The 22624-nt window shown below is 68.2% G+C and carries 26 protein-coding genes; 11 read left to right on the forward strand and 15 right to left on the reverse strand.

What is annotated here, in order from left to right; all coding sequences use genetic code 11:
- Nucleotides 1–81: 81 nt before the first annotated feature.
- From AU185_RS00060 to pyrE, 3 genes are read left to right on the forward strand one after another with little or no spacing between them, the layout of a single operon-like run.
- Entirely contained in the window at nucleotides 82–471 is a 390-nt protein-coding gene (locus AU185_RS00060) for a hypothetical protein (RefSeq protein WP_059100742.1), read from the forward strand.
- Nucleotides 472–514: 43 nt separating this feature from the next.
- The gene (locus AU185_RS00065) at nucleotides 515–1315 is read left to right on the forward strand and encodes a HugZ family pyridoxamine 5'-phosphate oxidase (protein ID WP_059100298.1); all 801 of its coding nucleotides are present in this window, start codon (nucleotides 515–517) and stop codon (nucleotides 1313–1315) included.
- A gap of 15 nt (nucleotides 1316–1330) precedes the next feature.
- Nucleotides 1331–1909: an orotate phosphoribosyltransferase gene (gene pyrE / locus AU185_RS00070; protein WP_059100299.1), complete on the forward strand. Its 579-nt coding sequence runs from the start codon at nucleotides 1331–1333 to the stop codon at nucleotides 1907–1909.
- A gap of 22 nt (nucleotides 1910–1931) precedes the next feature.
- Here the strand turns inward: pyrE and AU185_RS00075 are convergent, their stop codons facing one another.
- From AU185_RS00075 to AU185_RS00090, 4 genes are read right to left on the reverse strand one after another with little or no spacing between them, the layout of a single operon-like run.
- On the reverse strand, nucleotides 1932–2972 hold the full coding sequence (locus AU185_RS00075) for an ABC transporter ATP-binding protein (RefSeq protein ID WP_059100300.1): 1041 nt from the start codon (nucleotides 2970–2972) through the stop codon (nucleotides 1932–1934).
- The gene (locus AU185_RS00080) at nucleotides 2969–3751 is read right to left on the reverse strand and encodes an ABC transporter permease (protein WP_059100301.1); all 783 of its coding nucleotides are present in this window, start codon (nucleotides 3749–3751) and stop codon (nucleotides 2969–2971) included. The genes AU185_RS00075 and AU185_RS00080 overlap by 4 nt, the downstream gene beginning before the upstream one ends.
- Nucleotides 3748–4578 (reverse strand): ABC transporter permease, encoded by an 831-nt coding sequence (locus AU185_RS00085; RefSeq protein ID WP_231740355.1) that lies wholly within the window; start codon nucleotides 4576–4578, stop codon nucleotides 3748–3750. The genes AU185_RS00080 and AU185_RS00085 overlap by 4 nt, the downstream gene beginning before the upstream one ends.
- 30 nt (nucleotides 4579–4608) lie before the next feature.
- Nucleotides 4609–5733 carry an ABC transporter substrate-binding protein gene (locus AU185_RS00090; RefSeq protein ID WP_059100303.1) on the reverse strand — a complete coding sequence of 375 codons (1125 nt, stop codon included), beginning with the start codon at nucleotides 5731–5733 and terminating at the stop codon, nucleotides 4609–4611.
- A 190-nt stretch (nucleotides 5734–5923) separates the two neighbouring features.
- Here AU185_RS00090 and AU185_RS00095 point away from each other — a divergent pair, with 190 nt between their 5' ends.
- The 3 genes from AU185_RS00095 to AU185_RS00105 all read left to right on the forward strand — a co-directional run bounded on the left by AU185_RS00095 (nucleotide 5924) and on the right by AU185_RS00105 (nucleotide 9233).
- A complete protein-coding gene (locus tag AU185_RS00095; RefSeq protein WP_059100304.1) occupies nucleotides 5924–6469 on the forward strand; it encodes a hypothetical protein in 546 nt (181 codons plus the stop codon).
- A 36-nt stretch (nucleotides 6470–6505) separates the two neighbouring features.
- On the forward strand, nucleotides 6506–6913 hold the full coding sequence (locus AU185_RS00100; RefSeq protein WP_059100305.1) for a TIGR03668 family PPOX class F420-dependent oxidoreductase: 408 nt from the start codon (nucleotides 6506–6508) through the stop codon (nucleotides 6911–6913).
- A gap of 109 nt (nucleotides 6914–7022) precedes the next feature.
- Entirely contained in the window at nucleotides 7023–9233 is a 2211-nt protein-coding gene (locus AU185_RS00105; protein ID WP_059100306.1) for an elongation factor G-like protein EF-G2, read from the forward strand.
- A gap of 1 nt (nucleotide 9234) precedes the next feature.
- On the opposite strand, the gene AU185_RS00110 is transcribed toward AU185_RS00105, so the two are convergent.
- Nucleotides 9235–9591, reverse strand: coding sequence for an STAS domain-containing protein (locus tag AU185_RS00110; RefSeq protein ID WP_059100307.1), 357 nt, complete (start codon nucleotides 9589–9591; stop codon nucleotides 9235–9237).
- Between the two features lie 183 nt (nucleotides 9592–9774).
- Between AU185_RS00110 and AU185_RS00115 the strand changes: the two genes are divergently transcribed.
- Together AU185_RS00115 and AU185_RS00120 are read left to right on the forward strand one after the other, a co-directional pair.
- Complete coding sequence (locus AU185_RS00115; protein ID WP_082683700.1) at nucleotides 9775–11742, forward strand: SpoIIE family protein phosphatase; 1968 nt, start codon at nucleotides 9775–9777, stop codon at nucleotides 11740–11742.
- Between the two features lie 199 nt (nucleotides 11743–11941).
- The gene (locus tag AU185_RS00120; protein ID WP_059100309.1) at nucleotides 11942–12253 is read left to right on the forward strand and encodes an STAS domain-containing protein; all 312 of its coding nucleotides are present in this window, start codon (nucleotides 11942–11944) and stop codon (nucleotides 12251–12253) included.
- A 16-nt stretch (nucleotides 12254–12269) separates the two neighbouring features.
- Here AU185_RS00120 and AU185_RS00125 read toward each other — a convergent pair whose 3' ends face one another.
- Nucleotides 12270–13160, reverse strand: a complete 891-nt coding sequence (locus AU185_RS00125; RefSeq protein WP_197413443.1) for a DMT family transporter — start codon at nucleotides 13158–13160, stop codon at nucleotides 12270–12272.
- A 154-nt stretch (nucleotides 13161–13314) separates the two neighbouring features.
- Between AU185_RS00125 and AU185_RS00130 the strand changes: the two genes are divergently transcribed.
- Nucleotides 13315–13665 carry a hypothetical protein gene (locus AU185_RS00130; protein ID WP_059100310.1) on the forward strand — a complete coding sequence of 117 codons (351 nt, stop codon included), beginning with the start codon at nucleotides 13315–13317 and terminating at the stop codon, nucleotides 13663–13665.
- On the opposite strand, the gene AU185_RS00135 is transcribed toward AU185_RS00130, so the two are convergent.
- From AU185_RS00135 to AU185_RS00165, 7 genes are all read right to left on the reverse strand, one after another.
- Complete coding sequence (locus tag AU185_RS00135; RefSeq protein WP_059100311.1) at nucleotides 13662–13937, reverse strand: hypothetical protein; 276 nt, start codon at nucleotides 13935–13937, stop codon at nucleotides 13662–13664. The two genes, AU185_RS00130 and AU185_RS00135, sit on opposite strands and share 4 nt — an antisense overlap.
- The gene (locus AU185_RS00140; protein WP_059100312.1) at nucleotides 13934–15241 is read right to left on the reverse strand and encodes an MFS transporter; all 1308 of its coding nucleotides are present in this window, start codon (nucleotides 15239–15241) and stop codon (nucleotides 13934–13936) included. The genes AU185_RS00135 and AU185_RS00140 overlap by 4 nt, the downstream gene beginning before the upstream one ends.
- Nucleotides 15242–15370: 129 nt before the next feature.
- Complete coding sequence (locus AU185_RS00145; protein WP_156425337.1) at nucleotides 15371–15793, reverse strand: hypothetical protein; 423 nt, start codon at nucleotides 15791–15793, stop codon at nucleotides 15371–15373.
- Nucleotides 15790–17043: a DUF58 domain-containing protein gene (locus AU185_RS00150; protein ID WP_059100313.1), complete on the reverse strand. Its 1254-nt coding sequence runs from the start codon at nucleotides 17041–17043 to the stop codon at nucleotides 15790–15792. Before AU185_RS00150 ends, AU185_RS00145 begins: the two co-directional genes overlap by 4 nt.
- Entirely contained in the window at nucleotides 17040–18005 is a 966-nt protein-coding gene (locus AU185_RS00155) for an AAA family ATPase (protein ID WP_059100314.1), read from the reverse strand. Before AU185_RS00155 ends, AU185_RS00150 begins: the two co-directional genes overlap by 4 nt.
- The gene (locus AU185_RS00160; protein WP_059100315.1) at nucleotides 18002–18487 is read right to left on the reverse strand and encodes a hypothetical protein; all 486 of its coding nucleotides are present in this window, start codon (nucleotides 18485–18487) and stop codon (nucleotides 18002–18004) included. The genes AU185_RS00155 and AU185_RS00160 overlap by 4 nt, the downstream gene beginning before the upstream one ends.
- Nucleotides 18484–19521 (reverse strand): DUF4129 domain-containing protein, encoded by a 1038-nt coding sequence (locus tag AU185_RS00165; RefSeq protein ID WP_231740356.1) that lies wholly within the window; start codon nucleotides 19519–19521, stop codon nucleotides 18484–18486. Before AU185_RS00165 ends, AU185_RS00160 begins: the two co-directional genes overlap by 4 nt.
- Between AU185_RS00165 and AU185_RS00170 the strand changes: the two genes are divergently transcribed.
- Nucleotides 19520–20185 carry an O-methyltransferase gene (locus tag AU185_RS00170; RefSeq protein ID WP_059100317.1) on the forward strand — a complete coding sequence of 222 codons (666 nt, stop codon included), beginning with the start codon at nucleotides 19520–19522 and terminating at the stop codon, nucleotides 20183–20185. The genes AU185_RS00165 and AU185_RS00170 overlap by 2 nt on opposite strands.
- Here the strand turns inward: AU185_RS00170 and AU185_RS00175 are convergent.
- Both AU185_RS00175 and AU185_RS00180 read right to left on the reverse strand, forming a co-directional pair.
- Nucleotides 20178–21005 carry a hypothetical protein gene (locus AU185_RS00175; RefSeq protein ID WP_059100318.1) on the reverse strand — a complete coding sequence of 276 codons (828 nt, stop codon included), beginning with the start codon at nucleotides 21003–21005 and terminating at the stop codon, nucleotides 20178–20180. The two genes, AU185_RS00170 and AU185_RS00175, sit on opposite strands and share 8 nt — an antisense overlap.
- A 10-nt stretch (nucleotides 21006–21015) precedes the next feature.
- Nucleotides 21016–21864, reverse strand: a complete 849-nt coding sequence (locus AU185_RS00180) for a rhomboid family intramembrane serine protease (protein WP_059100745.1) — start codon at nucleotides 21862–21864, stop codon at nucleotides 21016–21018.
- A 314-nt stretch (nucleotides 21865–22178) separates the two neighbouring features.
- Here AU185_RS00180 and AU185_RS00185 point away from each other — a divergent pair, with 314 nt between their 5' ends.
- Nucleotides 22179–22577: a heme-binding protein gene (locus AU185_RS00185; RefSeq protein WP_059100319.1), complete on the forward strand. Its 399-nt coding sequence runs from the start codon at nucleotides 22179–22181 to the stop codon at nucleotides 22575–22577.
- Nucleotides 22578–22624: the final 47 nt, after the last annotated feature.

The raw sequence follows: 22624 nt of genomic DNA on the forward strand, positions 1-22624 counted from the left end.
GAAGTGGGTGCTGTGGCTGATTCGACGCCGAACGACGGTGAAGCTCCGGTAATTGTCGGGATGGCCGATGCGGCGATGCACATGTACGACGCCGCCATCGAAGCGCTTCCCGGCCACAGCGACCCGGAGTTCTCGGAGCGGGCCGGCGTCATCCTCGCGGGCCTGCGCAAGTTGCAAGGCTCGCTGACGGAGGCGGCGGGTCGCAGCCGCCCGACACCGTCGGTCATCGTCGCGCTCAGCGGGGTCCGCAAGCGCTACGACGAGTTGATGGAGAACGCCGCGACGGGACCGAACGCCACGCTCGGCCAGCGACTCTATGTCGCGCGGGTGCACGCGAAGCTGTCGAGCAAGGAGGCGGCCAACGGCGTCGGACTGCGCAGGGATCTGATCGAAGCCGTGGAGGCGGAGGAACCCGCCACCGAGGAAGAAACCACCCGGATCAAAGACCTGATCGCAGCGCTCGGCGGCTGAGGCTCGAGGCGGCTACGGGCGATCGCTTCGGTATCGTTCCGGCGTGGCAACACGTGATCACGGCGACCCCGGCGACGCACCGTCGACTCCTCCGCCGCTGACGGAGGTGGTCAACGCGTCCCGGCCGTCGGCGGCCGAGGAAGCCCGCACGATCGCCGCGTCCACCAACACCGGAACACTCGCGACGCTGACCTCCGACGGCGACCCGTGGGCGTCGTTCGTGACGTACGGCCTGCTCGACGGCGCCCCGGTGCTGTGCGTGTCCAACCTCGCCGAGCACGGCCGCAACCTCCTGAAGGATCCGCGGGCCAGCATCGCGATCGTCGCGCCGGATTCGGAAACCGACCCGCTGGCCAGCGGTCGGATCACGCTCGCGGGCGTGGCGGAGCGACCCGTCGGCGACGAGTTGGCCGCCGCGCGGGAGGCGCACCTGTCGGCCGTCGCGGCCGCGAAGTACTACATCGACTACAGCGACTTCACGCTGTGGGTGCTGCGGGTGCACCGCGTGCGCTGGGTCGGTGGGTACGGCCGCATGGACTCGGCGACGGGTGAGGCCTACGCCGCGGCGCAGCCCGATCCGGTGCAGCCGCTGGCGGCCGGCGCTATCGAACACCTCAACGCCGACCACGCCGACGCGCTGGTCGCGATGGCCAAAGTCCTCGGCGGCTACCCGGACACCACGGCGGCGACCTGCACGAGCGTCGACCGGTACGGCCTGGACCTACGGATCACCACCGACCGCGGCATGGCCTACACCCGGATCGGCTACCGCGCGCCGATCGATTCCATCGGCGAATTGCGTTCGGCCGCCGTGGAGCTGACGCGGCTGGCGCGTCGGGACTGAAATACGATTGCGGGTATGTCTGCAGCCGCCGGGCGACCGGCCTCCTGGCAAGCGGCGTTCGACCTGATCGCCACCCGCGGTCACGAACGTCGCGAGGAGCCGTTCAAATTGGCCAGCGGCCAGCTGTCCCACGACTACATCGACGGCAAATACGCGATCGACACCGGCGAGCGGTTGGCGATCGTCAGCCGGGCGGTCGCGGAGTTGGCCGACAGCCGCGGCATCGAGTTCGACGCGGTCGGCGGCCTCACCATGGGGGCGGACCCGTTGGCGCACGGCGTCGCGATGGTGACCGGCAAGGCCTGGTTCTCGGTCCGCAAGGAACAGAAGCAGCGGGGCCGCGAGCAGTGGATCGAGGGCACGCGGCTGCAGGCGGGCACCCGGGTGCTGCTCGTCGACGACGTGATCAGCACCGGTGGCTCGACGGAGATCGCGTTCGACCGCGTGACCGCGGCGGGGGCGGTCGTCACCGGGGTGATCCCGATGGTGGACCGCGGGGACATCGCGGCCAAGCGCTTCGCCGCTCGCAATGTGCCGTTCGCCGCGCTGGTGACATACCGCGACCTGGGCATCGAGCCGGTCAAGGACGTCTAGCCCGACTGCGCCACGTTCGCGCTCAGGCAGGGACCACCAGGACGCCGTCGGCCTGGACACCGACCGTCACGGCGTCCCCCGGCGCGAAGGCGCGGGCGGCCGAACTGGCCATCTGCGCGCTGACCGGCACGCCGTCGGGCAGCGTCAGATGGACGCGGGACGACGGACCGAGGAACACCACCGAGCTGACCGTCGACGTGCCGGCCGGGTCCGCGGTCACCATGACCGATTCCGGCCGCACCATCGCCAGGCCCGAGCCGGAAGCCACCGACCCAGGCAGCGTCGGCACCGACGTGCCGAGCAGATGCGCGCGACCGCCGGAGATCATCGCCGGCACTTTGTTGTTCAGCCCGACGAAGTCCGCGACGAACGGCGTCGCCGGGTTGGCGTAGAGGTCCGCGGGCGCCGCCACTTGTTCGAGCTTGCCGTGGCTCATGACCGCGACACGGTCGGCGACGGCGAGCGCCTCCTCCTGGTCGTGGGTGACGAACAGCGTCGTCGTGCCGACTTCGGACTGCACGCGGCGGATCTCGTCACGCAACTGTGAGCGGACCTTGGCGTCCAACGCCGAAAGCGGTTCGTCGAGCAGCAGCACGCGCGGCTGGACGGCCAGGGCGCGGGCCAGCGCGACGCGCTGTTGCTGTCCACCCGACAACTCGCTTGCGAACTTGTGGGTGTGTGCGGACAGCCCGACCAAGTCGATCATGTCGGCCGCCCGAGATAGCCGCTCGCGCTTCGACTTTCGACGCATCTTCAACCCGAACGCGATGTTGTCGAGCACCGTGAGGTGCGGGAAGAGGCTGTAGGCCTGAAACACCATGCCCATGTCGCGCTTGTTCGCCGGAATCCCGCTCAGATCCCGCCCGTCGACCGACACCGTCCCCGAGGTGGCTCGATCCAGGCCGGCGAGGATGCGCAGCGCGGTGGTCTTGCCGCAGCCGGACGGTCCGAGCAACGCGACCAGCTCGCCCGGTTCGATGTGCAGGGTCAGCCCGTCGAGCGCCTTCACCGACCCGTACACACGCGTAAGGTCGTTGAGTTCGACGGCGACTCCGGCGGTCATGGCGCGACTCCTCGCACGCCACGGCGCCCGCGGGTGACAAGCGAAAGTGCAAGCAGGAGACCGAAACCGAGTAGCAGCACGGCCAACGACGCCGCCACCGAGGTCGGGCCGTCGGACTTGCCGATCGCCACGATCTGCACCGGCAACGTCTGGTACCCGCTGAGCGAGGCGATCGTGTACTCGCCGAGCACGACGGCGATCGAGATGAACGCCGCGGACAGGATGCCCGACCAGATGTTGGGCACCACGACATGCAGAATCGTCGTCGTCCATCCGGCGCCGAGCGAGCGCGCGGCCTCGGTGAGCGTCGGCAGATCGATCGACGACAGCGCCGCGTCCAGCGCACGGTAGGCGAACGGGAACACCAACACGAGGTATACGAATGTCAGCGTCAACGCGGATTCCCCGAACAGGTACGTGACCCACAGGTACACGTTGCGCAGGCCGACGACGATGACCAACGCCGGAATCGTCAACGGCAGCAGGCACAGAAACTCCACCACACCGGTGGCCCACTGTGCGCGAAGGCGCACCCAGATCATCGTGGGCAGCAGGATCACCAACACCGCAAACACGGTAAACACCGCAAGCAGCAGCGAGACCACGATGGCCTGATACAGCGCGTCGTCGGCCACCAGGTTGGCCCACGCCCGAAGAGTTCGTCCGCCGGCAATCAGGTTGCGCGTGGAGAAGTCGGCCATCGCATACAGCGGGAACAGGAAGAACAATCCGAACAACACCCACAGCGCGCCTCGAAACAGCTTGGCACCGAAGCTCATCGGAGCCACCGCGCGGTGCGTCGCACCAACCTGTGGTAGATCACCATCACCACGGCGACGACGACGATCATCTCCAGCGCCAGGGCGTAGGCGAAGCCGGACTGACCCAACACCACCTCGCTGGTGAGCGCCGACCGGATCAGCAGCGGCACGATCGGACTGCCCTGGCTGACCAACGCCGCGGCCGTCGCGTACGCCGCAAAAGCGTTGGCGAACAACAGCAGCGCGGAACCCAGGAACGCCGGCGCCAACAGCGGCACGACCACTTCGCGGAAGTACTGGCCGCGCGACGCCCCCAGGCTCACCGCCGCTTCCCGCCACTGCTCGCGCAGACCCTCCAGCGCCGGCGCGAACACGATCACCATCAGCGGGATCTGAAAGTAGGCGTAGACGACGGTCAGTCCAGGGAGATCGTAGAGCCAGCCCGACGCCGCGAGATTCCATCCGAGCACCTGCTCGATCCACAGCGTCAGGACTCCGTTCAGCCCGATCGTCGCGAGAAACGCGAAAGCCAGTGCCACACCGCCGAACTGCGCGAGCACGCTGCACAGTGCGGTCACCGCGCGGCGCACCATCGAATTGGCCGGGCTCGACACGATCAACCACGAGAGGACGGCACCCAGCAACGCGCCGATGAGCGCGGTGCTGCCCGACAACACCAGGCTCTTGGTCAGCGCCGAGAGCGCCGGGCCGGAGAACAACGCGTTGATGCGGGCCAGCGTGAACACGCTGTCGGCCCCATCTTCTCTGAACGCGTTGACGATCACCGTGACGGTCGGGACGACCAGGAACGTCGCCACCACGGCCAGAAACGGCAGCAGGGGCACGGCATCCCGCAGTTTCTTCAGCGTCGCTCCTCAGCCGATCGCGGCGGCCCAGTGCTCGGACAGGTACTTGGTGGCCGCCTTGGTCTGCTGCGGGGACGGCACGGTGACGGGCCCGTCGATGACCGGGACGGTCGCCGCGGCGTCCAATTTGCCGTCGGCGGCCATGATGTCGGCACGCACCGGTCGCACGCCGCCGAGCGCGAACAGGTTCTGTCCCTCGTCGCTGTAGAGGAATTCCTGCCACAACCGCGCGGCGGCCGGATGCGGCGCGTCCTTGTTGATCGCCTGGTAGTAGTAACCGGCCACCGCGTGGTCCGACGGCACCAGCACCTGCCACGACGGCAACCTCTTGGTTTCGGCGGCGTTGGTGAAATTCCAATCGATGACCACCGGCGTCTGCCCGGACTCGATGGTTGCCGGCGTCGGGTCGACGGGCAGGAAGTTGCCCGCGTCGGCGAGCTTTCGGAAGAACTCGACGCCCGGAACGATGTCGTCGACCGAACCGCCTTGGGAGAGCGCGACCATCAGCACACCGGAGAACGCGGCACCGGCCTGGGTGGGATCGCCGTTGAGCGCGACCTTGCCGCGGTACTCCGGTTTGAGGAGATCATCGACAGCCGTCACCGGCGGGACTTTGGCCGAGTCGTATCCGATCGACATGTAACCGCCGTAATCGTTGACCCAGGTGCCGTTCGGGTCCTTGAACGCCGCGGGGATGTCGTCGAAGTTGGCCACCTTGTACGGCGCGAACATCGCGGTGTTGGCCAACGCAACGGACTGGCCGAGGTCGAAAACGTCGGGCGCGGTGCTCTTACCCTTCTGCTGGGTGGCCGCGTTGATCTCATCCTGGCTCGACGCGTCGGGCTGCGCGGAGTTCACCTTGATGCCGTACTTGTCCGAGAACGCCTTGATGATCGCGCCGTAGTTCGCCCAATCCGGTGGCAGCGCAATGACATTGAGCTCGCCTTCCTTCTTGGCTGCCGCCACGAGCCCGTCGATTCCACCGAAATCCTCGGCGGAGGTGGCCTCGGCGGCCTTCACGCCGGACTCCGTCTGTGCGCCGTCTCCGCTCTTCTGCGGCGGCGCGCACGCGGTCGAACCGACCAGCAGGAGAACGGATGCGGCTGATGCGGCCACCAGGCCTGTGAAGTTCATTGCCGAACCTTCCGATGGTCTGGCGAAACGGCGCAGTGGCGCAGCGGTTACCGCATCCGATCGCCGCGGTGAATCAATCTGTGCGGGGCGCTCGAACCCTATCGCGGCCGTACAGAGGACGGGAAACTTGCTTCTGTTCAGTTTGTCCGACCGGACATTTGTGCAGGTCTGTCGGCGTTAACATTCCTGTGTGGCGGAACGCGAAGCCTCGGGGGACTTCGACTACCTGTCCGACATCGTCGATGTCGCGGACGCCGATGAGGCCCGCGACGATGAACTGCCGGAACCGAACATGGCGTTCGACGCCTTCGACGAGCGCACCTGGTACTTCGAACCCGCCCCGCCGCCCTGGTATCGAACCAAGCCCATGCTGACCGTGCTGGTCGCCGCGTCGGTCGCGGCCGTCGCGCTCGTCGTCTCCGGTGTCCTGCTCATGTTCCGCGGACCCGGCGAGCCCGCCGGCGAGGAGGCCACCACGGTCACCCCGACCGCGCAGACCACGGCCGCCCCGGCGCGCACCGCATCGGCGCCCAGGAAGTCACCGCCGCCACCTGCAGCACCACCGCCGGTCGTGAGGTCGGCGGCACCCGCCGCCCCGCCGCCTGCCGCGACCAACCGGCCGCCCCCGCCGCAGACGAGGGCCACCCGCGACGCGGAGTTCGGCGTGACGCGCACGCCGGTGACGCGATCGCCGATCAGCGTCGCACCGCGGCGACCGGGGCAGGCTCAGCGGTGATGCCACCGCCGGAGGGATCCGGAATACGCTGAACGTATGGCCGAATTCGATGCCGAGGCCGTCTTCGCCGAGTCGCCGGTGGCGATGCTGGCCACGGTGGGGCCGGAGTCGACGCCGCACGTCGTTCCGGTGGTGTTCGCGGTGCACCGCAACGTCGTCTACACCGCGGTGGACGCCAAGCGGAAGTCGACACACCGGCTGCGCAGGCTGGTCAACATCGAAGCCAACCCGCAGGTGAGCATGCTGGCCCATCACTACGACGACGATTGGGCCAAGCTGTGGTGGGTGCGCGCCGACGGCCGCGCCGAAATTCATTACAGCGGCGAGGAAATGGCGGCCGGTTACGCGCTGCTGCGCCGCAAGTACCCGCAATACCAGCGGCTCGAGCTGGCCGGGCCCGTGGTGACCGTCGACATCGAGCGATTGTCGTCATGGCAGGCCTGAACAGCTTCGCGCAGCCCTTGTGCTCGCTGACGGTTAGAGGAATTGTGGTCTAACACACACTGCGGCGGCTGGGCGGCCGCCATCGGACGGGCGGTGGGAAGGGAACGTCATGGCCGACAAGACGACACATGCCCAGGGCGCCGGAGCCGCTCCAACCGCGGACAGTCCGGCCGCCATCCGAAACGTGGTGCTGGTGGGCCCATCGGGTGGCGGCAAAACCACACTTGTCGAGGCGCTTCTGGTGGCCTCGGGTGTGCTGACCAGAGCCGGCTCCGTGCAGGACGGCAGCACCGTCTGCGACAACGACGAGGCCGAGATCTCCCAGCAGCGTTCGGTGGGCCTCGCGCTCGCGTCGCTGCGACACGACGGCATCAAGGTCAATCTCATCGACACGCCCGGCTACGCAGACTTCGTCGGCGAACTGCGCGCGGGGCTGCGGGCCGCCGACTGCGCGCTGTTCGTCATCGCCGCCAACGAAGGCATCGACGGACCCACCAGGTCGCTGTGGATGGAGTGCAGCCAGGTCGGCATGCCACGCGCGGTGGTGATCACCAAACTCGACCACGCCCGCGCGAACTACGACAACGCGTTGGCCGCCGCGCAGCAGGCGTTCGGCGACAAAGTGCTTCCGCTGTACCTGCCGGCCACGCAGGCGAAGCCCGGCGCCAACGGAGCGGATTCACCGTGCACCGGGCTGATCGGGCTGCTGTCCCAGACGCACTACGAGTACGCCGACGGCAAACGCACCGCGACGCACGATCCCGACGACGCTTACGCCGAGGCGATCGAGGAGCACCGCGGCGCGCTGATCGAGGGGATCATCGAGGAGTCCGAGGACGAGACGCTGATGGAGCGCTACCTCGGCGGTGAGCAGATCGATCAGTCGGTGCTCATCGACGACTTGGAGAAGGCCGTCGCGAGGGCGTCGTTCTTCCCGGTCATCCCGGTGTGCAGCAGCACCGGGGTGGGCACCGCCGAACTCCTCGAGATCATCACCGCGGGATTCCCCTCGCCGCCCGAGCATCAGCTGCCGGAGGTCTTCACCCCGCAGGGCAAGGGACGCGACCGGCTGCCGTGCGACGCGGCCGGCCCACTGCTGGCCGAGGTCGTCAAGACCACCTCCGATCCCTACGTCGGGCGGGTCAGCCTGGTCCGGGTGTTCTCCGGGACCATCTCCCCCGACGCGACCGTGCATGTGTCCGGCCACTTCTCGTCGTTCTTCGGCGGCAACGGCTCCCTCACCGGTTCGCCGGCCGGCTCGCTGGCCGGGCATGAGGACCACGACGAGGACGAGCGCATCGGCACGCTGTCCTTCCCGCTCGGCAAGCAGCAGCGGCCCGCACCGTCGGTGATCGCCGGTGACATCTGCGCGATCGGGCGCCTCAGCCGCGCCGAGACCGGGGACACGCTGTCGGACAAGTCCGATCCGCTGGTGTTGCGGCCATGGACGATGCCGGAACCACTGTTGCCCATCGCAGTGCAGCCCCGGGCGAAGACCGACGAAGACAAGCTCTCCGTGGGGTTGCAGCGGTTGGCCGCCGAAGATCCCACCCTGCGCATCGAACAGAATCCCGAGACGCACCAGATCGTGCTGTGGACCATGGGCGAGGCGCACGCCAGCGTCGTGCTCGACGCGTTGTCCCGGCGCTACGGTGTCGCCGTCGACACCGTCGAGTTGCGTGTGCCGTTGCGAGAAACCTTCGCGGGCAAGGCCAAAGGTCACGGCAGGCACGTCAAACAGTCAGGCGGACACGGTCAGTACGCCGTGTGCGACATCGAAGTCGAACCTCTACCCGAGGGCTCGGGTTTCGAATTCGTCGACAAGGTGGTCGGCGGCGCGGTGCCCCGCCAGTTCATTCCGAGCGTCGAGAAGGGCGTGCGGGCGCAGATGGAGAAGGGGGTCGGGCCGGGCTATCCGGTCGTCGACATCCGCGTCACGCTGTTCGACGGTAAGGCGCACAGCGTGGACTCGTCGGACTTCGCCTTCCAGATGGCCGGCGGGCTGGCGCTGCGTGAGGCGGCCGCGGCCACGAAGGTGAACCTGCTCGAACCCGTCGACGAGGTGTCGATCCTGGTTCCGGACGACTTCGTCGGCGCGATCATGGGCGATCTGGCCGGGCGGCGGGGCCGTGTACTGGGCACCGACAAGGTCGGCGAGGACCGCACGTTGGTGAAGGCCGAGATCCCTGAGGTCGAACTGACCCGCTATGCCGTCGATCTGCGTTCGCTGGCGCACGGCGCCGGTACCTTCACCCGCTCGTTCGCCCGCTACGAACCGATGCCCGAGCACGCCGCTGCGAAGGTCAAGGCCTCGGCCTGACTCAACCGGACTTCAGCGCGGTGAGTGCCTCGTCCAACGTCGAATACAGCGAGAACACCTGATCGAGTCCGGTCAGCTGGATCGGCCGACTGGTCGCCGGGCCGTCCGCCACCACCGCGAAGCGGGCGGCCTTGCTGACACTCTCGTGTGTCGCGACCAGCGCCTGCAGCCCCGCGGATGCGAGGAAGTCCACCGCCGACAGATCCACCACCAGCGCCGACGGCTCCTGTGTGAGTGCCTCGGTGATCGCCGCCTGGAACACGGGGACGGTGGCGAGGTCGACGTCGCCGCCGACCTCCAGCACAGCGATGCCGCCCTCGTGCGAGATCGAGGTGGAAATCGGGTCATTACGTGACAAGGCCGTCCTCCGGTCAGCGCCGCCACCGCGACGGCAATGGGCCGAGCTTAACCCGTGGCGTGCGGGCGGATATCAAAGCTTCAGCTGATCGGGCCGCGATGCGCAGGCTACTGTCGAATCGACAGACCTGAGGTGCTCGGGGATTCCGGTGCGCGCGAGCTGGGAGGGCCGACTGCGTCGAACATGACCGACCCCGGAGACTTGTACCACCGCTATGAGCGGGAGCGGGCGCGCGCCGACGATCTGGCCGATCGCGATGAGTTCCGCGGCGCACTGGTCAATTCGCTGCAGGAAGGCTTCTTCGTCGCCGACGACCACGGGTGCGTTGTCGAGATCAACGACGCCTTCGCCGAGATCACCGGGTACGGCCAGGAAGGCTTGCCCTATCCGATGCCCCATCCGTGGGTGATCGACGACGCAGCGGCGCATCACCGGAACAAGGCGCTCCTCCGCAACGGCAGGATCACCGCCGAGATCAGGATCCGGCACCGCGACGGGCGCCTGCGTTGGGTGGCGGTCAGCATCAACGCCGTCCCGGATCATCACTCCCGCCGAGGCTTGTACGTGGGCACCATCCGCGACGTCACCGGGCCGCGCGCCGCCGCGGAGCGCGACCGTGCGGTAGCGCGCCTGGCCACCGCCGTCAGCGTCGCGAGGAACGTCGATGAGGTGCTGGCGATCACGTTGGCCCAGTGCCGCGTACCGCTGGATGCGCAGCGGCTGATGGCGGTCATATGGCCGAAGACCGAGGGCGAGCAGCCGACGGTACGGGTCGCGGGCGAACCGGGGTTGGCCGGCTGGGAGGACCTGGACGAGGACTGGCGCCGCACATTCGAGGACGCCCGCATGTGGATACCGCTGACCGTGACACCGGTCGGCGCGGCGCCCAGCGCCGGCACCACCCGCGGTTTCGTCGCCGTCCTCTCCGGCGCGCGCGACGTCGTGTTGTGCCTCGAGCACCGGGAGCCGCGGGTCGTCAGCGCGGAGGACCGGCGCTTGATCGGGGCACTGGTCGGCCACCTCAGCCTGGCCATGCAACACGTCCGGCAGTTCGAAAGCGCCCGGGAGACGTCGCTGACGCTGCAGCGGTCGCTGCTGGCACCGACCGATCTGCCGGCAGGGTTCGCCGTCCGCTACGAGCCGGCGGTGCATCCGCTGGAGATCGGCGGGGACTTCTACGAAGTGCTTCCCGTCGGTGAACGCCGGATCGGGCTGGTCGTCGGAGACTGTGTGGGCCGCGGCCTGGCGGCGGCCGCGGTGATGGGCCAGTTGCGCGCGTCGACACGCGCGTTGCTGCTGACCGGCGCGCAGCCCTCGACCGTGCTCGAACACCTCGACTCGGTCGCCGAGTTCATCCCGGATGCCTTCTGCACCACCGTGTTCGTCGCGATCATCGACACCGAATCCGCGACGGTGCAGTACAGCAGCGCCGGACATGTGCCGCCGGTGCTGGTGTCCGAAGCGGCGCCACCGCAGTTGCTGGACGCGGCGTGCTCGGTTCCGTTGGCGGTCAAGCACACCCAACCGCGCCCGCAGGCAACGCACCTGTTGGCCCCGCTCTCGACGCTGATGCTCTACACCGACGGTCTGGTCGAACGCCGCAGCCGACCGATCGACGCCCAGATCGAGCAGGTGGCCACCGTGGTGGCCGACACCGCGGATCTGCCGATCGAAGAAGTCGCCGACGCGGTGCTGGCCAGAATGTCACCCGAGGGCGGCTACGACGACGACGTGGCGATCGTGCTCTATCGGTCCACCCGCGCCGCGCTTGTCATCGACGACACCGCGACCGCCCCGAAGCTGACGGAGGTGCGGCATCGACTGGCGGCGTGGCTCAGGTCGAACGGTATCTCCGACGCGGCGGCGGCCGACCTCGTCCTCGTCGTCAACGAGGCGTGCTCCAACAGCGTCGAGCACGCCTACCGCGGACGTGCGCCCGGGCGCATGCGCGTGGAAGCCGAGATTCACGACGACGCCGTGCATGTGCGGGTCACCGACTTCGGGTCGTGGAAGGCGCCACCCGCCGATCCCGGCACCCGGGGCCGCGGCCTGTTGTTGATGCGCGCGGTCAGCGATCACGTCGACCTGGACGGCACTCCGGCGGGGACGACCGTGGCTATGACGTTTCAATTACCGGAGATTCAACTTTGACGAAGTTCTACGCGGCGTCGACGCCGTCCGCGTGGTATTACATCTATCGGCAAGGACGTCTGTCGAGGAAAGGCAGCGGTGCGGACTATTTGGTATGCACGGAGGCGGCGGCGCCTCTAGGACACGGAGGTGCTGTGACTGGAACCGCTCACGTTGCCGTCGATGGGTGTGCCCGACTGTCGGTGAGACTCTGAAAGCCATGGGGCAAGACCAGTTCCGGTTCACCGCCGGAAGCGCCGAAGCGCGTCCGGTCGTCACCGCGGTCGGCGAGATCGACTTGGCGAACGTCGATGAGTTCAGCGCGGTCTTGTCGCGCGCTGCGACGGACAGCTCAGCGGTGACGGTCGATCTCACGCGGGTGACGTACTGCGACAGCGCCGCGTTGCGCGCGCTGTTCTCCGTCGCGGCGAGCGCCAAGCTGGATTTGATCGTGCCCGCGAAAGGACCGATCACCACCCTGCTCACCATTTCCGGCCTCGACAAGGTCGCCACGGTCACCGTCGTCGACTGATCGGTTCGCCTGACGGCTAAGACCCGCGCTTCGCGGCCGCTTCGAGTTCCTCTTCCAGCGCGCCCTCGTCGCGGCCGAGCGCGATCGTCGCCGCCGTCATCGCGGCGATTGCGATCGTGATCGCGATGGCCTTTCCGCCGTCGACGGTCAGATCCTCGCCGAGCACCACCGCGCCCAGCACGACGGCGATCACGGGTTCGAGCACCAACATGGTGGGCACGGAGGTCTGCAAGGAGCCGGCGTGAAATGCGGACTGCTGCAGGAACACCGCGACGACGCCCAGCACGAGAAGCAGATACAGTCCCGGTGCGGTGAGGACGGCGCGCACGCCCTCATGCGTGAGCAGGTGCATGACGATCTTGGTCAGCACCGCGACGACGCCGAACAACACACCCACCGCGACCGCCAGCAGCACCGCCCGCTTCCATCCGCCGTTGCGGACCGCGACGGTGACACACACCATCACCGCCCCGGTACAGACGACGGCGACGAGCGCCGACAGCGGGGCAGACGCCTCGTAGTCGCCGGGCCGCGTCTTGGCCAGCAACACGAAAACGGCCAGTGCCGTGGTGAGCACCAAAGCCCACATCCACTCTCCGCGGGTGACCCGGCGGTTGGCCAGCCGTGCACTCATCGGCAGCGCGAACAGCAGAGCGGACACCAGGATCGGTTGCACCAGCAGCAACGATCCGTTGGCCAAGGCGAGAGCCTGAAAGACGTAGCCCGCAACGGCCGCGGCCGTGCCCGCCCACCACAGCCGTCTACGTAGCAGCGTCATCACCATCACGGTGCTGACACCGTGCTCCTCGGGGACGTCCATGGTCGCGCGCTGTCGAACCACGATGCCGATCGCCAAAAAGACCGCGGCGAGCAGGGCGAGCACGACGACCAGGCCCTGGCCTACCACGACGGGCCTACCAAAGCTGGCCTACCAAAGCGTTCCGCCCCTTTCCGGCCACAGCGAGCACATCGGACAAGCACAACATACGGCCGGCCGGTCCGCCGAACTGGCGACCGCCCGCGAGGTTTGGTGCCCCAACTATCGGGGCATCAAACCGATCATGAACTTGCGACGTTTGATCCTGCTGGTCGGCGCAGTCGTACTCGTCATCGGGGTCGTCGGGCTGCTGATGCCCGTATCGATCTCGGGACCCGACAACCAGGAGATCGGATGTGGCAACGCCGTCGCCGCGGACGACTCCGCGGCCCGCGAGGCCAACACCAACGACCCGAACCAGCTGAAGAACCTGCCGGTAATCGACGAGCTGACGGAGGATCCGCCCGACTACGTCGCGCAGTGCAACTCGGCGGTCTCCGACCGCCGCATGTGGTCGATTCCCGTGGCCGTCATCGGTTTGGTGGTGCTCGTCGGCGGCTTCCTGGTCGGCGGACGCGCGACCCGCGCGGGTTAGCTGGCCTCGCGACCGCCCGCGACGACCCGCAGGGTCGGGGCCGTACTGTCGGGCGCGATCCTGTCGTTGACGTTCGCGACGACCGAGTCGACGCGATGGACCGCCCGGTCGCACAGGCCGCGTACCTTGTCGCTGGCCGTGTCCACGTCGTCGGCCGCGCTCAGCAGATAGGCCCGCACGTTGACGCGCAGTCGTTCGCCGGCGGAGCGCACACGGCGGCGCAGCCGATCGTCGATCTCGACCGTGACGTAGGGCATCACGTGAAGCTTCATAGGCCCACCTTAGCCGCGGGGACCTGCTGGTCGCTGGTTTGGACGAGCGGTCGGCCCGCGGACTCGCGCAGAGTGAGGATCGCCGCGAGCGAGACGACGGCGGCGACGATCAGGTACCACGCGGGCGCCAGGTCGCTGCCGGTCTCGGAGGCGAGCCAGGTGACGACGTAGGGCGTCGTACCGCCGAATCCGGCGACGCAGATGTTGTAGCCGATCGAGAACCCGCTGTAGCGCACGGTGGTGGCGAACAGTTCGACGCCCGCCGACACCGCGGCCGAGACGTAGATCGACTCGATGACCGCGAGCCCGCAGTGCGCGGCGATCGCGGCGACCATCGATCCGGAATTCAACAGCAGGAAGAACGGATAGCCGAGCACCGCGAACGCCACCGAGCCGGCGATCAGCATCGGCCGGCGGCCGATCCGGTCGGACAGCGCGGCCAGCGGAAGAATGAGTATCAGCGCGACGAGGCTGGCCAGGGTGATCGAGACGAAGGCGTCGGTCTTGCTGAACCCGAGTGTCTTGATGAAATAGGTCGGCAGGAACGTGAACACCACGTAGTAGCCGATGTTGAAGACGATGAACAGGCCGATCACCTGCAGGATGAGCCGCCACGACGTCCTCACCGCTTCGCGCAGCGGCGACTTGGCGACCCGGTCGCTTCTGCTGAGCTCGGCGAACTGCGGCGTGTCGTCGAGGCGAAGCCGGATGTAGAGGCCGACGAGGCCCAGCGGCCCGGCGATCAGGAAAGGAATGCGCCAGCCATAGCTCTCCATCGCCGCGGGCGGCAGCAGCGCCTGCAGCAGCGTCACGGTCACCGAGCCGAGAAGAAAGCCCAGGACACCGGACCATGCCATGAACGTGATCGTCAGCCCGCGACGCCGGTCGGACGCGAACTCAGCGAGATAGACTGCGCCGCCGCCATATTCGCCACCAGCCGAGAATCCCTGCAGGCAGCGCAGGAACAGCAGCAGCAGCGGAGCGGCCACACCGATCGAGGCGTATGTCGGCAGCAGGCCGATCAGTACCGTTGCGCCGCTCATCAGCAGGATCACCAGTGCCAGTACCCGCTGCCTGCCCAGCTTGTCGCCGAGCGGGCCGAAGACGAACCCGCCCAGCGGCCGCATGAAGAAGGCCGCCGCGAAGATCGCGAAGGTGTTGAGCAGCGCTGCCGTCTCGTTGCCCGCCGGGAAGAAGTTGGCGGCGATGAACGTCGCCAGGAAGCCGTAGATCGCGAAGTCGAACCACTCGACCGCGTTGCTGATCGAGGCGCCGGTGATCGCCTTGCGCACCTCGCTTGGCATCCCGGCCTCCTGAAAGTAAGCGTCCCGCTGAGCATTTCGCTTATCGTTTGATAAGCGTCCTAAGACGATATCGGGCAGCGCGTCAACGGCCCACCGTCTCTTGGTATGAGGTCGACGTCAAGCGCGCCTCTACCGTCGCCGCTCCCCCACCCAGAACGGCCGCGTCGCCAACACCACGGCCGTCAGCACTGCAAGCGGCGCCAGCAACGGCACCCACGGCAGCTCCAGCGGTAACGCGACCGCCGCCAGCCCGATGGCCGCGAAGCCGAGCGCACCGATGACTGTCGGGGCGGTGACGTCCGCGGTGTGCCGCAACACCAGATACGCGGCCCCCGACAGTCCACACAACGCCGCCACAGCGGGAGTCGCCGAAGCAAGGACGATCGCCGCGGCGGTGGACACCACCGCCAATGTCGCGGCTGCACGAAACACGTTGCCCGCCAAGATGAGTACTACCGCCACGCCACACGCGGCCAACGCCGCACCCTCGGACTGCAACGTGGCCGCGGCCACCATGACCAAGCCGAACGCCGTCGACAATGCGCGGTTCACCGTCGCCCCCGCACCGGTCGCCGTCGATGGGGCACGAGTTGCATGGATTGGTCGAGGGTGTCCTCGTCGCGCCATGCCACGATGTCGACGCCGACGGTGCCCATGTCTCGGTACATGAACGACCGTTGCAGGGACCACATTCGGGCCACCAGCCCGTCGCACTCACCCTCGAACGGAGCGCCCTGCAGCACGTCGACCGCGATGACGGTGTGGCCACGCTTACGGAGATCGATCAGCGCCAGCGCGAACTCGGTGTCGAGCAGCGTGGAGAACGCGACGACGATGGCGCCCGGCGGGATCGCGGCGCGCGGCGCCAGCGTGCCCGAAGTGGTGTCGTATCCACCGCTGACCCCGAGCATCGCGTCGAGCACCCGGTAGAACTGCCTGCGACCGATGTCGGCGCTCAGCCATCGCGGATGCCGGTCCCCGAGTGCGACGACGCCTGCCCGGTCACCACTGCGCAACGCGCTCTGCACCACCTGCACGGCGCCGCGTGCGGTGCGTTCGGTGGCTTCGGTCGCGGGGCCCGCCGGTTGCGCATAGTTGTCGATGAGCACGACCACGTCGACGGCGCGATCGGTCAGTCGCTCGGTGACGTGCAGGCTGCCCCGGCGCGCGCTGACCGCCCAATTGACCGTCCGGAGCTGATCGCCCGGCACGTACCGCCGGACGTCGGCGTACTCCACGCCGGGGCCGATGTGCCGGGTCAGGTGGGTCCCTAGGCGGTCGAGCAGTTCCGTGCGCGGCATCCCCGTCGACTGCGGCGGGGCCATCGGAAACACGTAGACGTCCGCGGCGTCGACCACTGCGATGCCCTCGACGAGACCGCCGCGCGCAGTGGCGGTCACCTGCGCGCGAAGCGGATACCGGCCCCACCGTTGCGCGGCCGCCACCACGGTCTGCCGGCTTACGCTCTCCCGCTCGGCGACCTCCAGTGTCATCCCTTCTACCGCAGCGGCTTTCATCGCCGCCGCATCGTTCTCGGCCTCGGCCCACAGCGTGATCCGCGCCGGCTCGCCTTCGAAGCATCGGTGGATCCCGGGGTCGGCGTACACGTGCACCTTCGGCACCGGCCGCTGCCAACCCACCGAACACAGCACCCCGATCAGCGGCGCGGCGAACACGATGAGTTCCCAGCGCGAGCCAATCACCGCGGCGGCCATCGACAGCACCGCGCAGGTCAACAGCGCTCGCGCGAGTGGCGATGCACGCCAGTCCAGTTCGGCCTCGGTGCAGCGGGTTTCGATCACGGGTTAGTCCGCGGCACCGGCAGCCGTCGTAGCAGCTCGTCGACCACGTCGCTGCCCCGAACCCGCCGCACCCACATCTCCGGGCGCAGCGTGATGCGGTGCGCAATCGCAGGTATGGCAAGGGTTTTCACATCTTCGGGGACGACGTAGTCCCGGCCGAGCAGCAGCGCGCGGGCGCGGGCCAGCGCAACGAGGTCGAGTTCGGCCCGTGGGCTGGCGCCCACCGCGATCTGCGGGTGCTGGCGGGTGGCGGCGGCCAAGGACACGACGTAGCGCAGCACGTCGTCGTGCACGCTGACCTGTTCCACCGATTCCCGCATCGCGACGAGTTCGTGCGCGTCGACGACCTGCCCAACTGTGGGCTCCGCCGATCCGCGGTCGATGCGGCGGCGCAACATCGAGGCCTCCTCCTGCTCGGACAGATACCGCAGTTCGAGCCGGATCGTGAAACGGTCCAGTTGGGCCTCGGGCAGTGGATAAGTGCCCTCGTACTCGATCGGGTTGTCGGTCGCCAGCACGATGAACGGCGACGGAAGCTTGTGTGTGGCGCCGTCGATGCTCACCTGGCTTTCGGCCATCGCCTCGAGCAATGCCGCCTGTGTCTTGGGAGGCGTGCGGTTGATCTCGTCGGCGAGCAAGAGGTTGGTGAAGATCGGGCCGGGACGGAATTCGAAGCGACCCGACTGCATGTCGTACACGGTCGAGCCGAGCAGGTCGGCCGGCAGCAGGTCCGGGGTGAACTGAACGCGCTTGAACTCCAGGCCGAGCGCCGCCGCGAACGAGCGGGCGATCAGCGTCTTTCCGAGGCCCGGCAGGTCCTCGATGAGCACGTGGCCGCCGGCGAGCACGGTGGTGAGGATCAGGGTCAGCGCCCCGCGTTTGCCGACCACGACCCGCCCGATCTCGTCGAGCACGGTTTCGCAGTTCGCGGTGGTAGTCGCCGCAGGCAATCCTGCTGTCATACCCGCTCCAACCGTTGCAGGATCTCATCTAGCGTCGCGCGGCCGGGACCGGGTTGGTCCGCAACGCTTTTCACGACGTTCTCCGGGTTGACCCACTCCCACAGTTCCGGGCCGAACAGCATCTCACCGGTGGCGTGATAGGCGGTGCGGTTCCGGTTCCGGCGTTGGCCCGTCGCCAACTCGAACTGCCGGGCGAGCATCGGCCGCAGGTGCCGGTCCCAATCCTTGCGCGTGGCCTCCGCGCGGCTGATCAGCGTCTCGGTGCGAGATCGCCAGCGAAGCAGCGACTCCGCGGCGTCGTCGGAAGGCGTTGCCTCATAACTGGTCTCGTCCTCCCGCGCGAGCTGCCACCGCACGCCGAGCAGCGCCAACGCCAGCGCGCCACCCGTGACAATGAGGATCAGTTGGCGGTCGCGGGTTGCGATCGCGATCAGTTCGGTCCCCGCCACCAACAGGAATGCCGCTGCCGCAAGCTTTCTCATGAGACCGCCCCCGCGGTCCGCTGTGGCAGTTCGGCCAGCACCCGATTCAGGACGTGCACGGCGGCGTCGCGGTGCGACTCGCTCATCACATGCGGCGAGAATCGGGCCTCCTCGAACAGATCGACCAGTTCGGTCGCGCTGTCGGAGCGCAACGCGCCGCTCGCTACGGCCCGGGCAAGTACCTCGGTGGGGGTGTCGCAGGCCTGGGGCACCGCACCGGGGACGCGGGTGAGCTCGCGTTCCATGGCGGCATAGCACGCGATGATCGCCTCTCGTGGTTCTCGGCTGAGATCGCCGATCTCGGCGAGCCCGATCTCGGCGGCCCTGGCAAGCGACGTCGCGGTCGCCGGCCTCGCCGGTTCGTCGACGGCGTCGAGGACGGCGGCCGGAACAGGGGCGCGAGTCCGCCGCCGGGAGGCGACCGCCATGCTGACGACGATCAGCGCCATCAAGATCAGCATCGGCGGGATGAGGTAGCTGATCACATTCGGGCCGGCGGCGTCGTCCTCGCCCGGCGGGCGCGGAGCAGCCGGATCAGCAGGAACCCGATCATCGGGAACCGATTCCGGCGGACTGCTCGGCGGCGGTTCGATCGGCCCCGGATCGGGCAGCCGTGACAGCAGCACGACCACCAGCAGCAACACGATCACGGCCGCGAGCGCGACGACCGCGAAACGCCACGTCGGCCGCTCGGAGGTCCCCACGCTGCGCGGCAGGTCGCCCGCAGGCGCGCGGCGTGGTCGCGGGTTGCGCATCCGCACGACGATCGCCAAACCCAGGATCGCCACCGCCACACACAGCAACACGACGACGGCGGCCAGCGCGGCCGGATTGCTGCGCTGTGGTTCCGTCCGGTCGACTGTCCGCTCGACGCCGGGTACGTAGCCGCGCAGCGCCCATGCAGCAAGCACCATGAGCGTGATCACCGCAATCACGCGTCGCGTCGACGTGCCGGAAGCGCCCATGGCCCTGTCGCCATCCTGGCACGGAAGGGTGTCGGCCATTTCAGTTCGGCCCGATACGTTGGACGTCATGGGCATCTCACTGCACAACCCCGAAGTCGCCTCGGCACTCGACCGGATGTACGCCGAAGCCGGCGACCAGATGGCGGCGCTGCGTGACCGGGGCGCCGACTTCTCCCGCCTGTCGGAGGCGAGCCCGCAGGAGCGCGCCGATGCGCTCAGCGACTTCTATATGCCGGTCACCCCGGAGGCGGGTCGGCTGCTCTATGCGCTGGTGCGGGCGAGCAGACCCGCAACCATCGTCGAGTTCGGGATGTCCCTGGGGATCTCCGCCATTCACTTGGCCGCCGCCGTGCGGGACAACGGCAGCGGTCGCGTCGTCACCACAGAGCTGAGCGAAGCCAAGGTCGCCGCCGCGACGAAGACCTTCGCCGACATCGGGCTCGACGATGTCATCACGGTGCTGGCCGGTGATGCGCTCAAAACCCTGCAGACGCTGGAGGGCCCAGTCGATTTCGTCCTGCTCGACGGCTGGAAGGAGCTCTACCTACCGGTACTCGAGCTGCTGGCGCCCCGCCTGTCGCCGGGCGCACTGGTCATAGCCGACAACACGTCGATGGCCGACCTCGCGCCGTACCTCGAGCACGTGCGCGACCCGAGCAACGGCTACGTCAGCGTCCCGTTCCCCGCGAGGGAGAGCGACAGCATGGAGATCAGCTGTCGCGCAGTCACTTAACGCGCCGCAGCCGCGTCTTGGCCTCCTTGACGACGGCGGCGGCGTCGCGGCTGGCTTGCTTGGCCTTGTCGTAGGCGTCCTCGGCGCCGGCCAGGGCGCGTTCGGCTTCCTGCAACCGCCGCTTCGCATCCTGGTGTCTCAGGCGCGCTGCCGCCAGATCCGATTGCAGCTCGGACAGCGCATCGTCGGCCTCGGCTTTGGCGTGTTCGGCGGCGGCCAGCGCGGCGCGCGCCTGTTGCTTTTCCCGCCGGGCCGCCGCATCTTTGTCGTCGCGCGGCTCGTCCTTCGCCGCCGGTTCGGGTTCGGGTTTGCGCTCCGGTTTACGTCTGGTCGTCGGGCTGACAACGATTGCGGTGTCGCCGAACTCGCCGAAGCCGGACCACTCCTCGGCCTTGGTCAACCGACCCAGCCGGTCGGCGACGTCCGGGTCGGCGACCGCGGCCTGCAGCGTGCCGGTGACGTCGTCACGCAACGCCCCGGTCGCGCTCTTGAGCTCGGCCTCCTCGAACGCGGTGCGGGTCAGGTCGTTGACCAGCCGGCGCTGCTCGGCGGACAGCTCGCGGATACGTTCGCCGTCCATCGCGGCGTGGGCGTCGCGCAGCCGCTCGCCCAGATCCTTCAGGCGCCGCTTGACGCCGTCGTCGCCCAGCGCCAGCCGGTTGACCACCCAGGCCGCGGACGTCGGCTTGCGCGCGGCCGAGATCCGTTTGGCCACATCGGTGTCGCCCCGCTTCTTCGCCTCGCCGGCGAGCTTGGTGCGCAGCGCGGTGAAGTCTTCGGGCTTCGCGGCGTACAGCTCGTCGAGCGCGTCGTCGGCCATCGGATCATCCTCAGGCCATGCCGAACGGTGCCAGCAGAACGGCCGTACGCCACCACACCAGCAGCGCGAACACCACGAGTGTGGCCGCGGTGGCTCCGGCCTGAACCAGGTTGCGGGAGCCGCGCGGGGCGTAGGCGTACGCCGTCGCGATCACGGCACCGGTGACCAGCCCGCCGATGTGGCCCTGCCAGCTGATGTTCTGCGAGCTGACCAGCGGTATGACGAACGTGAACGCCAGGTTGATCGCGATGAGCGCGACCACCCACCGCACGTCCATGTTCAGCCGTTTGCCGACCACGAAGACCGCGCCGAACAACCCGAACACCGCGCCCGACGCCCCCGCGGTCTGCGCGACCGGCGAGGACAGCAGGTACACCAGCACCGATCCGCCCAGCGCGCTGAGCAGGTAGAGACTCGAGTACCGCAGCCTGCCCAGCGCCGCCTCCAGCGGCGGGCCCACCACGTACAGGGCCCACATGTTGAACAGGATGTGCGCCGGACCGTAGTGCAGGAAAGCCGACGTCACCATGCGGTACAGCTCGCCGTCGGCCACGGCGTAGGACTGCAGCACCAGTTCGCGTTGCAGGCCCGGTACCAGGATCTGGAGCGCGAACATCACCACGTTCACGCCGATCAGCACGTAGGTGACCGTCGGTTTGGCCGTCGGCACCCCGCCGAACTGGGTGCGCACTTGGCGGACCTGGCTTGCGCCCGAGTTCACGCAGTCCACGCACTGATGGCCGACCGCCGCGTCGCGCATGCATTCCGCGCAGATGTAGCGGTTACACCGGGCGCAGCGGACATACGTCACCCGGTCGGGGTGCCGGTAGCACGTCGGCGTCACGGGCGGGGTCGACATGGACACCACCTTAGGTTCGGCCCGTCGGGGCCATCCGAACAGCTGGGTCGATAACAATTCGGTCACCATCTGCATCACGATCAATTAAGGGCGGTCGGCGAATTCTGAGAGTTTTCAAGATCTGTACATCGATCTGCCCGCGCGCTTATCGAATTCGGCCGGAATTGCGGCACAGATCACGGCGATCCGATGTAACGCCTGCTGGTGAGCCGTTTTCGGGCCCTGCGGCCACGTTTGCATCCGTTTGCCTTGGGTACCTTGGATTTCGCGGACGGGGGATCCGCGACCATCCCAATTCAAAGGAAAGAAACGCTATGAAAATCCGTGGAATCGCCGCGCGTCGGCGAATCGCAGGCGCCTGTGCTGCCAGCCTGCTAGGGGGTCTGGCCGCAGCAACCATCGCCGCACCGTCGGCGGCGGCCGCGCCGGACTGCAGCGCCAGCGCCGTGTCCGGCACCGTCAGCTCGGTGACCGGCTCGGCCCGGTCCTATCTGGACAGCCATCCCGGTGCCAACCAGGCCGTGACCACCGCGTTCAGCCAGCCTCGTGCTGAGGCGTCGGCCACTCTTCGCGGCTACTTCACCGCGAACCCGCAGGAGTACTACGACCTGCGCGGCATCCTCGCGCCGATTGGCGACGTGCAGCGCACGTGCAACATCCAGGCGCTGCCGCCGGACTTGGCATCGGCCTATGACGAGTTCATGGCCGGCTGATTCCGGGTTGCAACCGGTTGAATCCGTCTGAAGTGACCCGCCGCCGC

Source organism: Mycobacterium sp. GA-0227b (genome assembly GCF_001499855.1).
Lineage (GTDB): Bacteria > Actinomycetota > Actinomycetes > Mycobacteriales > Mycobacteriaceae > Mycobacterium.

Bases quoted from the DNA above. Each gene is read 5' to 3' on its own strand.
- AU185_RS00060 (WP_059100742.1), top strand. From the start codon at position 82: ATGTACGACGCCGCCATCGAAGCGCTTCCCGGCCACAGCGACCCGGAG.
- pyrE (WP_059100299.1), top strand. From the start codon at position 1,331: ATGTCTGCAGCCGCCGGGCGACCGGCCTCCTGGCAAGCGGCGTTCGAC.
- AU185_RS00075 (WP_059100300.1), bottom strand. From the start codon at position 2,972: ATGACCGCCGGAGTCGCCGTCGAACTCAACGACCTTACGCGTGTGTAC.
- AU185_RS00080 (WP_059100301.1), bottom strand. From the start codon at position 3,751: ATGAGCTTCGGTGCCAAGCTGTTTCGAGGCGCGCTGTGGGTGTTGTTC.
- AU185_RS00090 (WP_059100303.1), bottom strand. From the start codon at position 5,733: ATGAACTTCACAGGCCTGGTGGCCGCATCAGCCGCATCCGTTCTCCTG.
- AU185_RS00100 (WP_059100305.1), top strand. From the start codon at position 6,506: ATGGCCGAATTCGATGCCGAGGCCGTCTTCGCCGAGTCGCCGGTGGCG.
- AU185_RS00105 (WP_059100306.1), top strand. From the start codon at position 7,023: ATGGCCGACAAGACGACACATGCCCAGGGCGCCGGAGCCGCTCCAACC.
- AU185_RS00115 (WP_082683700.1), top strand. From the start codon at position 9,775: ATGACCGACCCCGGAGACTTGTACCACCGCTATGAGCGGGAGCGGGCG.
- AU185_RS00120 (WP_059100309.1), top strand. From the start codon at position 11,942: ATGGGGCAAGACCAGTTCCGGTTCACCGCCGGAAGCGCCGAAGCGCGT.
- AU185_RS00130 (WP_059100310.1), top strand. From the start codon at position 13,315: ATGAACTTGCGACGTTTGATCCTGCTGGTCGGCGCAGTCGTACTCGTC.
- AU185_RS00135 (WP_059100311.1), bottom strand. From the start codon at position 13,937: ATGAAGCTTCACGTGATGCCCTACGTCACGGTCGAGATCGACGATCGG.
- AU185_RS00140 (WP_059100312.1), bottom strand. From the start codon at position 15,241: ATGCCAAGCGAGGTGCGCAAGGCGATCACCGGCGCCTCGATCAGCAAC.
- AU185_RS00155 (WP_059100314.1), bottom strand. From the start codon at position 18,005: ATGACAGCAGGATTGCCTGCGGCGACTACCACCGCGAACTGCGAAACC.
- AU185_RS00160 (WP_059100315.1), bottom strand. From the start codon at position 18,487: ATGAGAAAGCTTGCGGCAGCGGCATTCCTGTTGGTGGCGGGGACCGAA.
- AU185_RS00170 (WP_059100317.1), top strand. From the start codon at position 19,520: ATGGGCATCTCACTGCACAACCCCGAAGTCGCCTCGGCACTCGACCGG.
- AU185_RS00165 (WP_231740356.1), bottom strand. From the start codon at position 19,521: ATGACGTCCAACGTATCGGGCCGAACTGAAATGGCCGACACCCTTCCG.
- AU185_RS00175 (WP_059100318.1), bottom strand. From the start codon at position 21,005: ATGGCCGACGACGCGCTCGACGAGCTGTACGCCGCGAAGCCCGAAGAC.
- AU185_RS00180 (WP_059100745.1), bottom strand. From the start codon at position 21,864: ATGTCGACCCCGCCCGTGACGCCGACGTGCTACCGGCACCCCGACCGG.
- AU185_RS00185 (WP_059100319.1), top strand. From the start codon at position 22,179: ATGAAAATCCGTGGAATCGCCGCGCGTCGGCGAATCGCAGGCGCCTGT.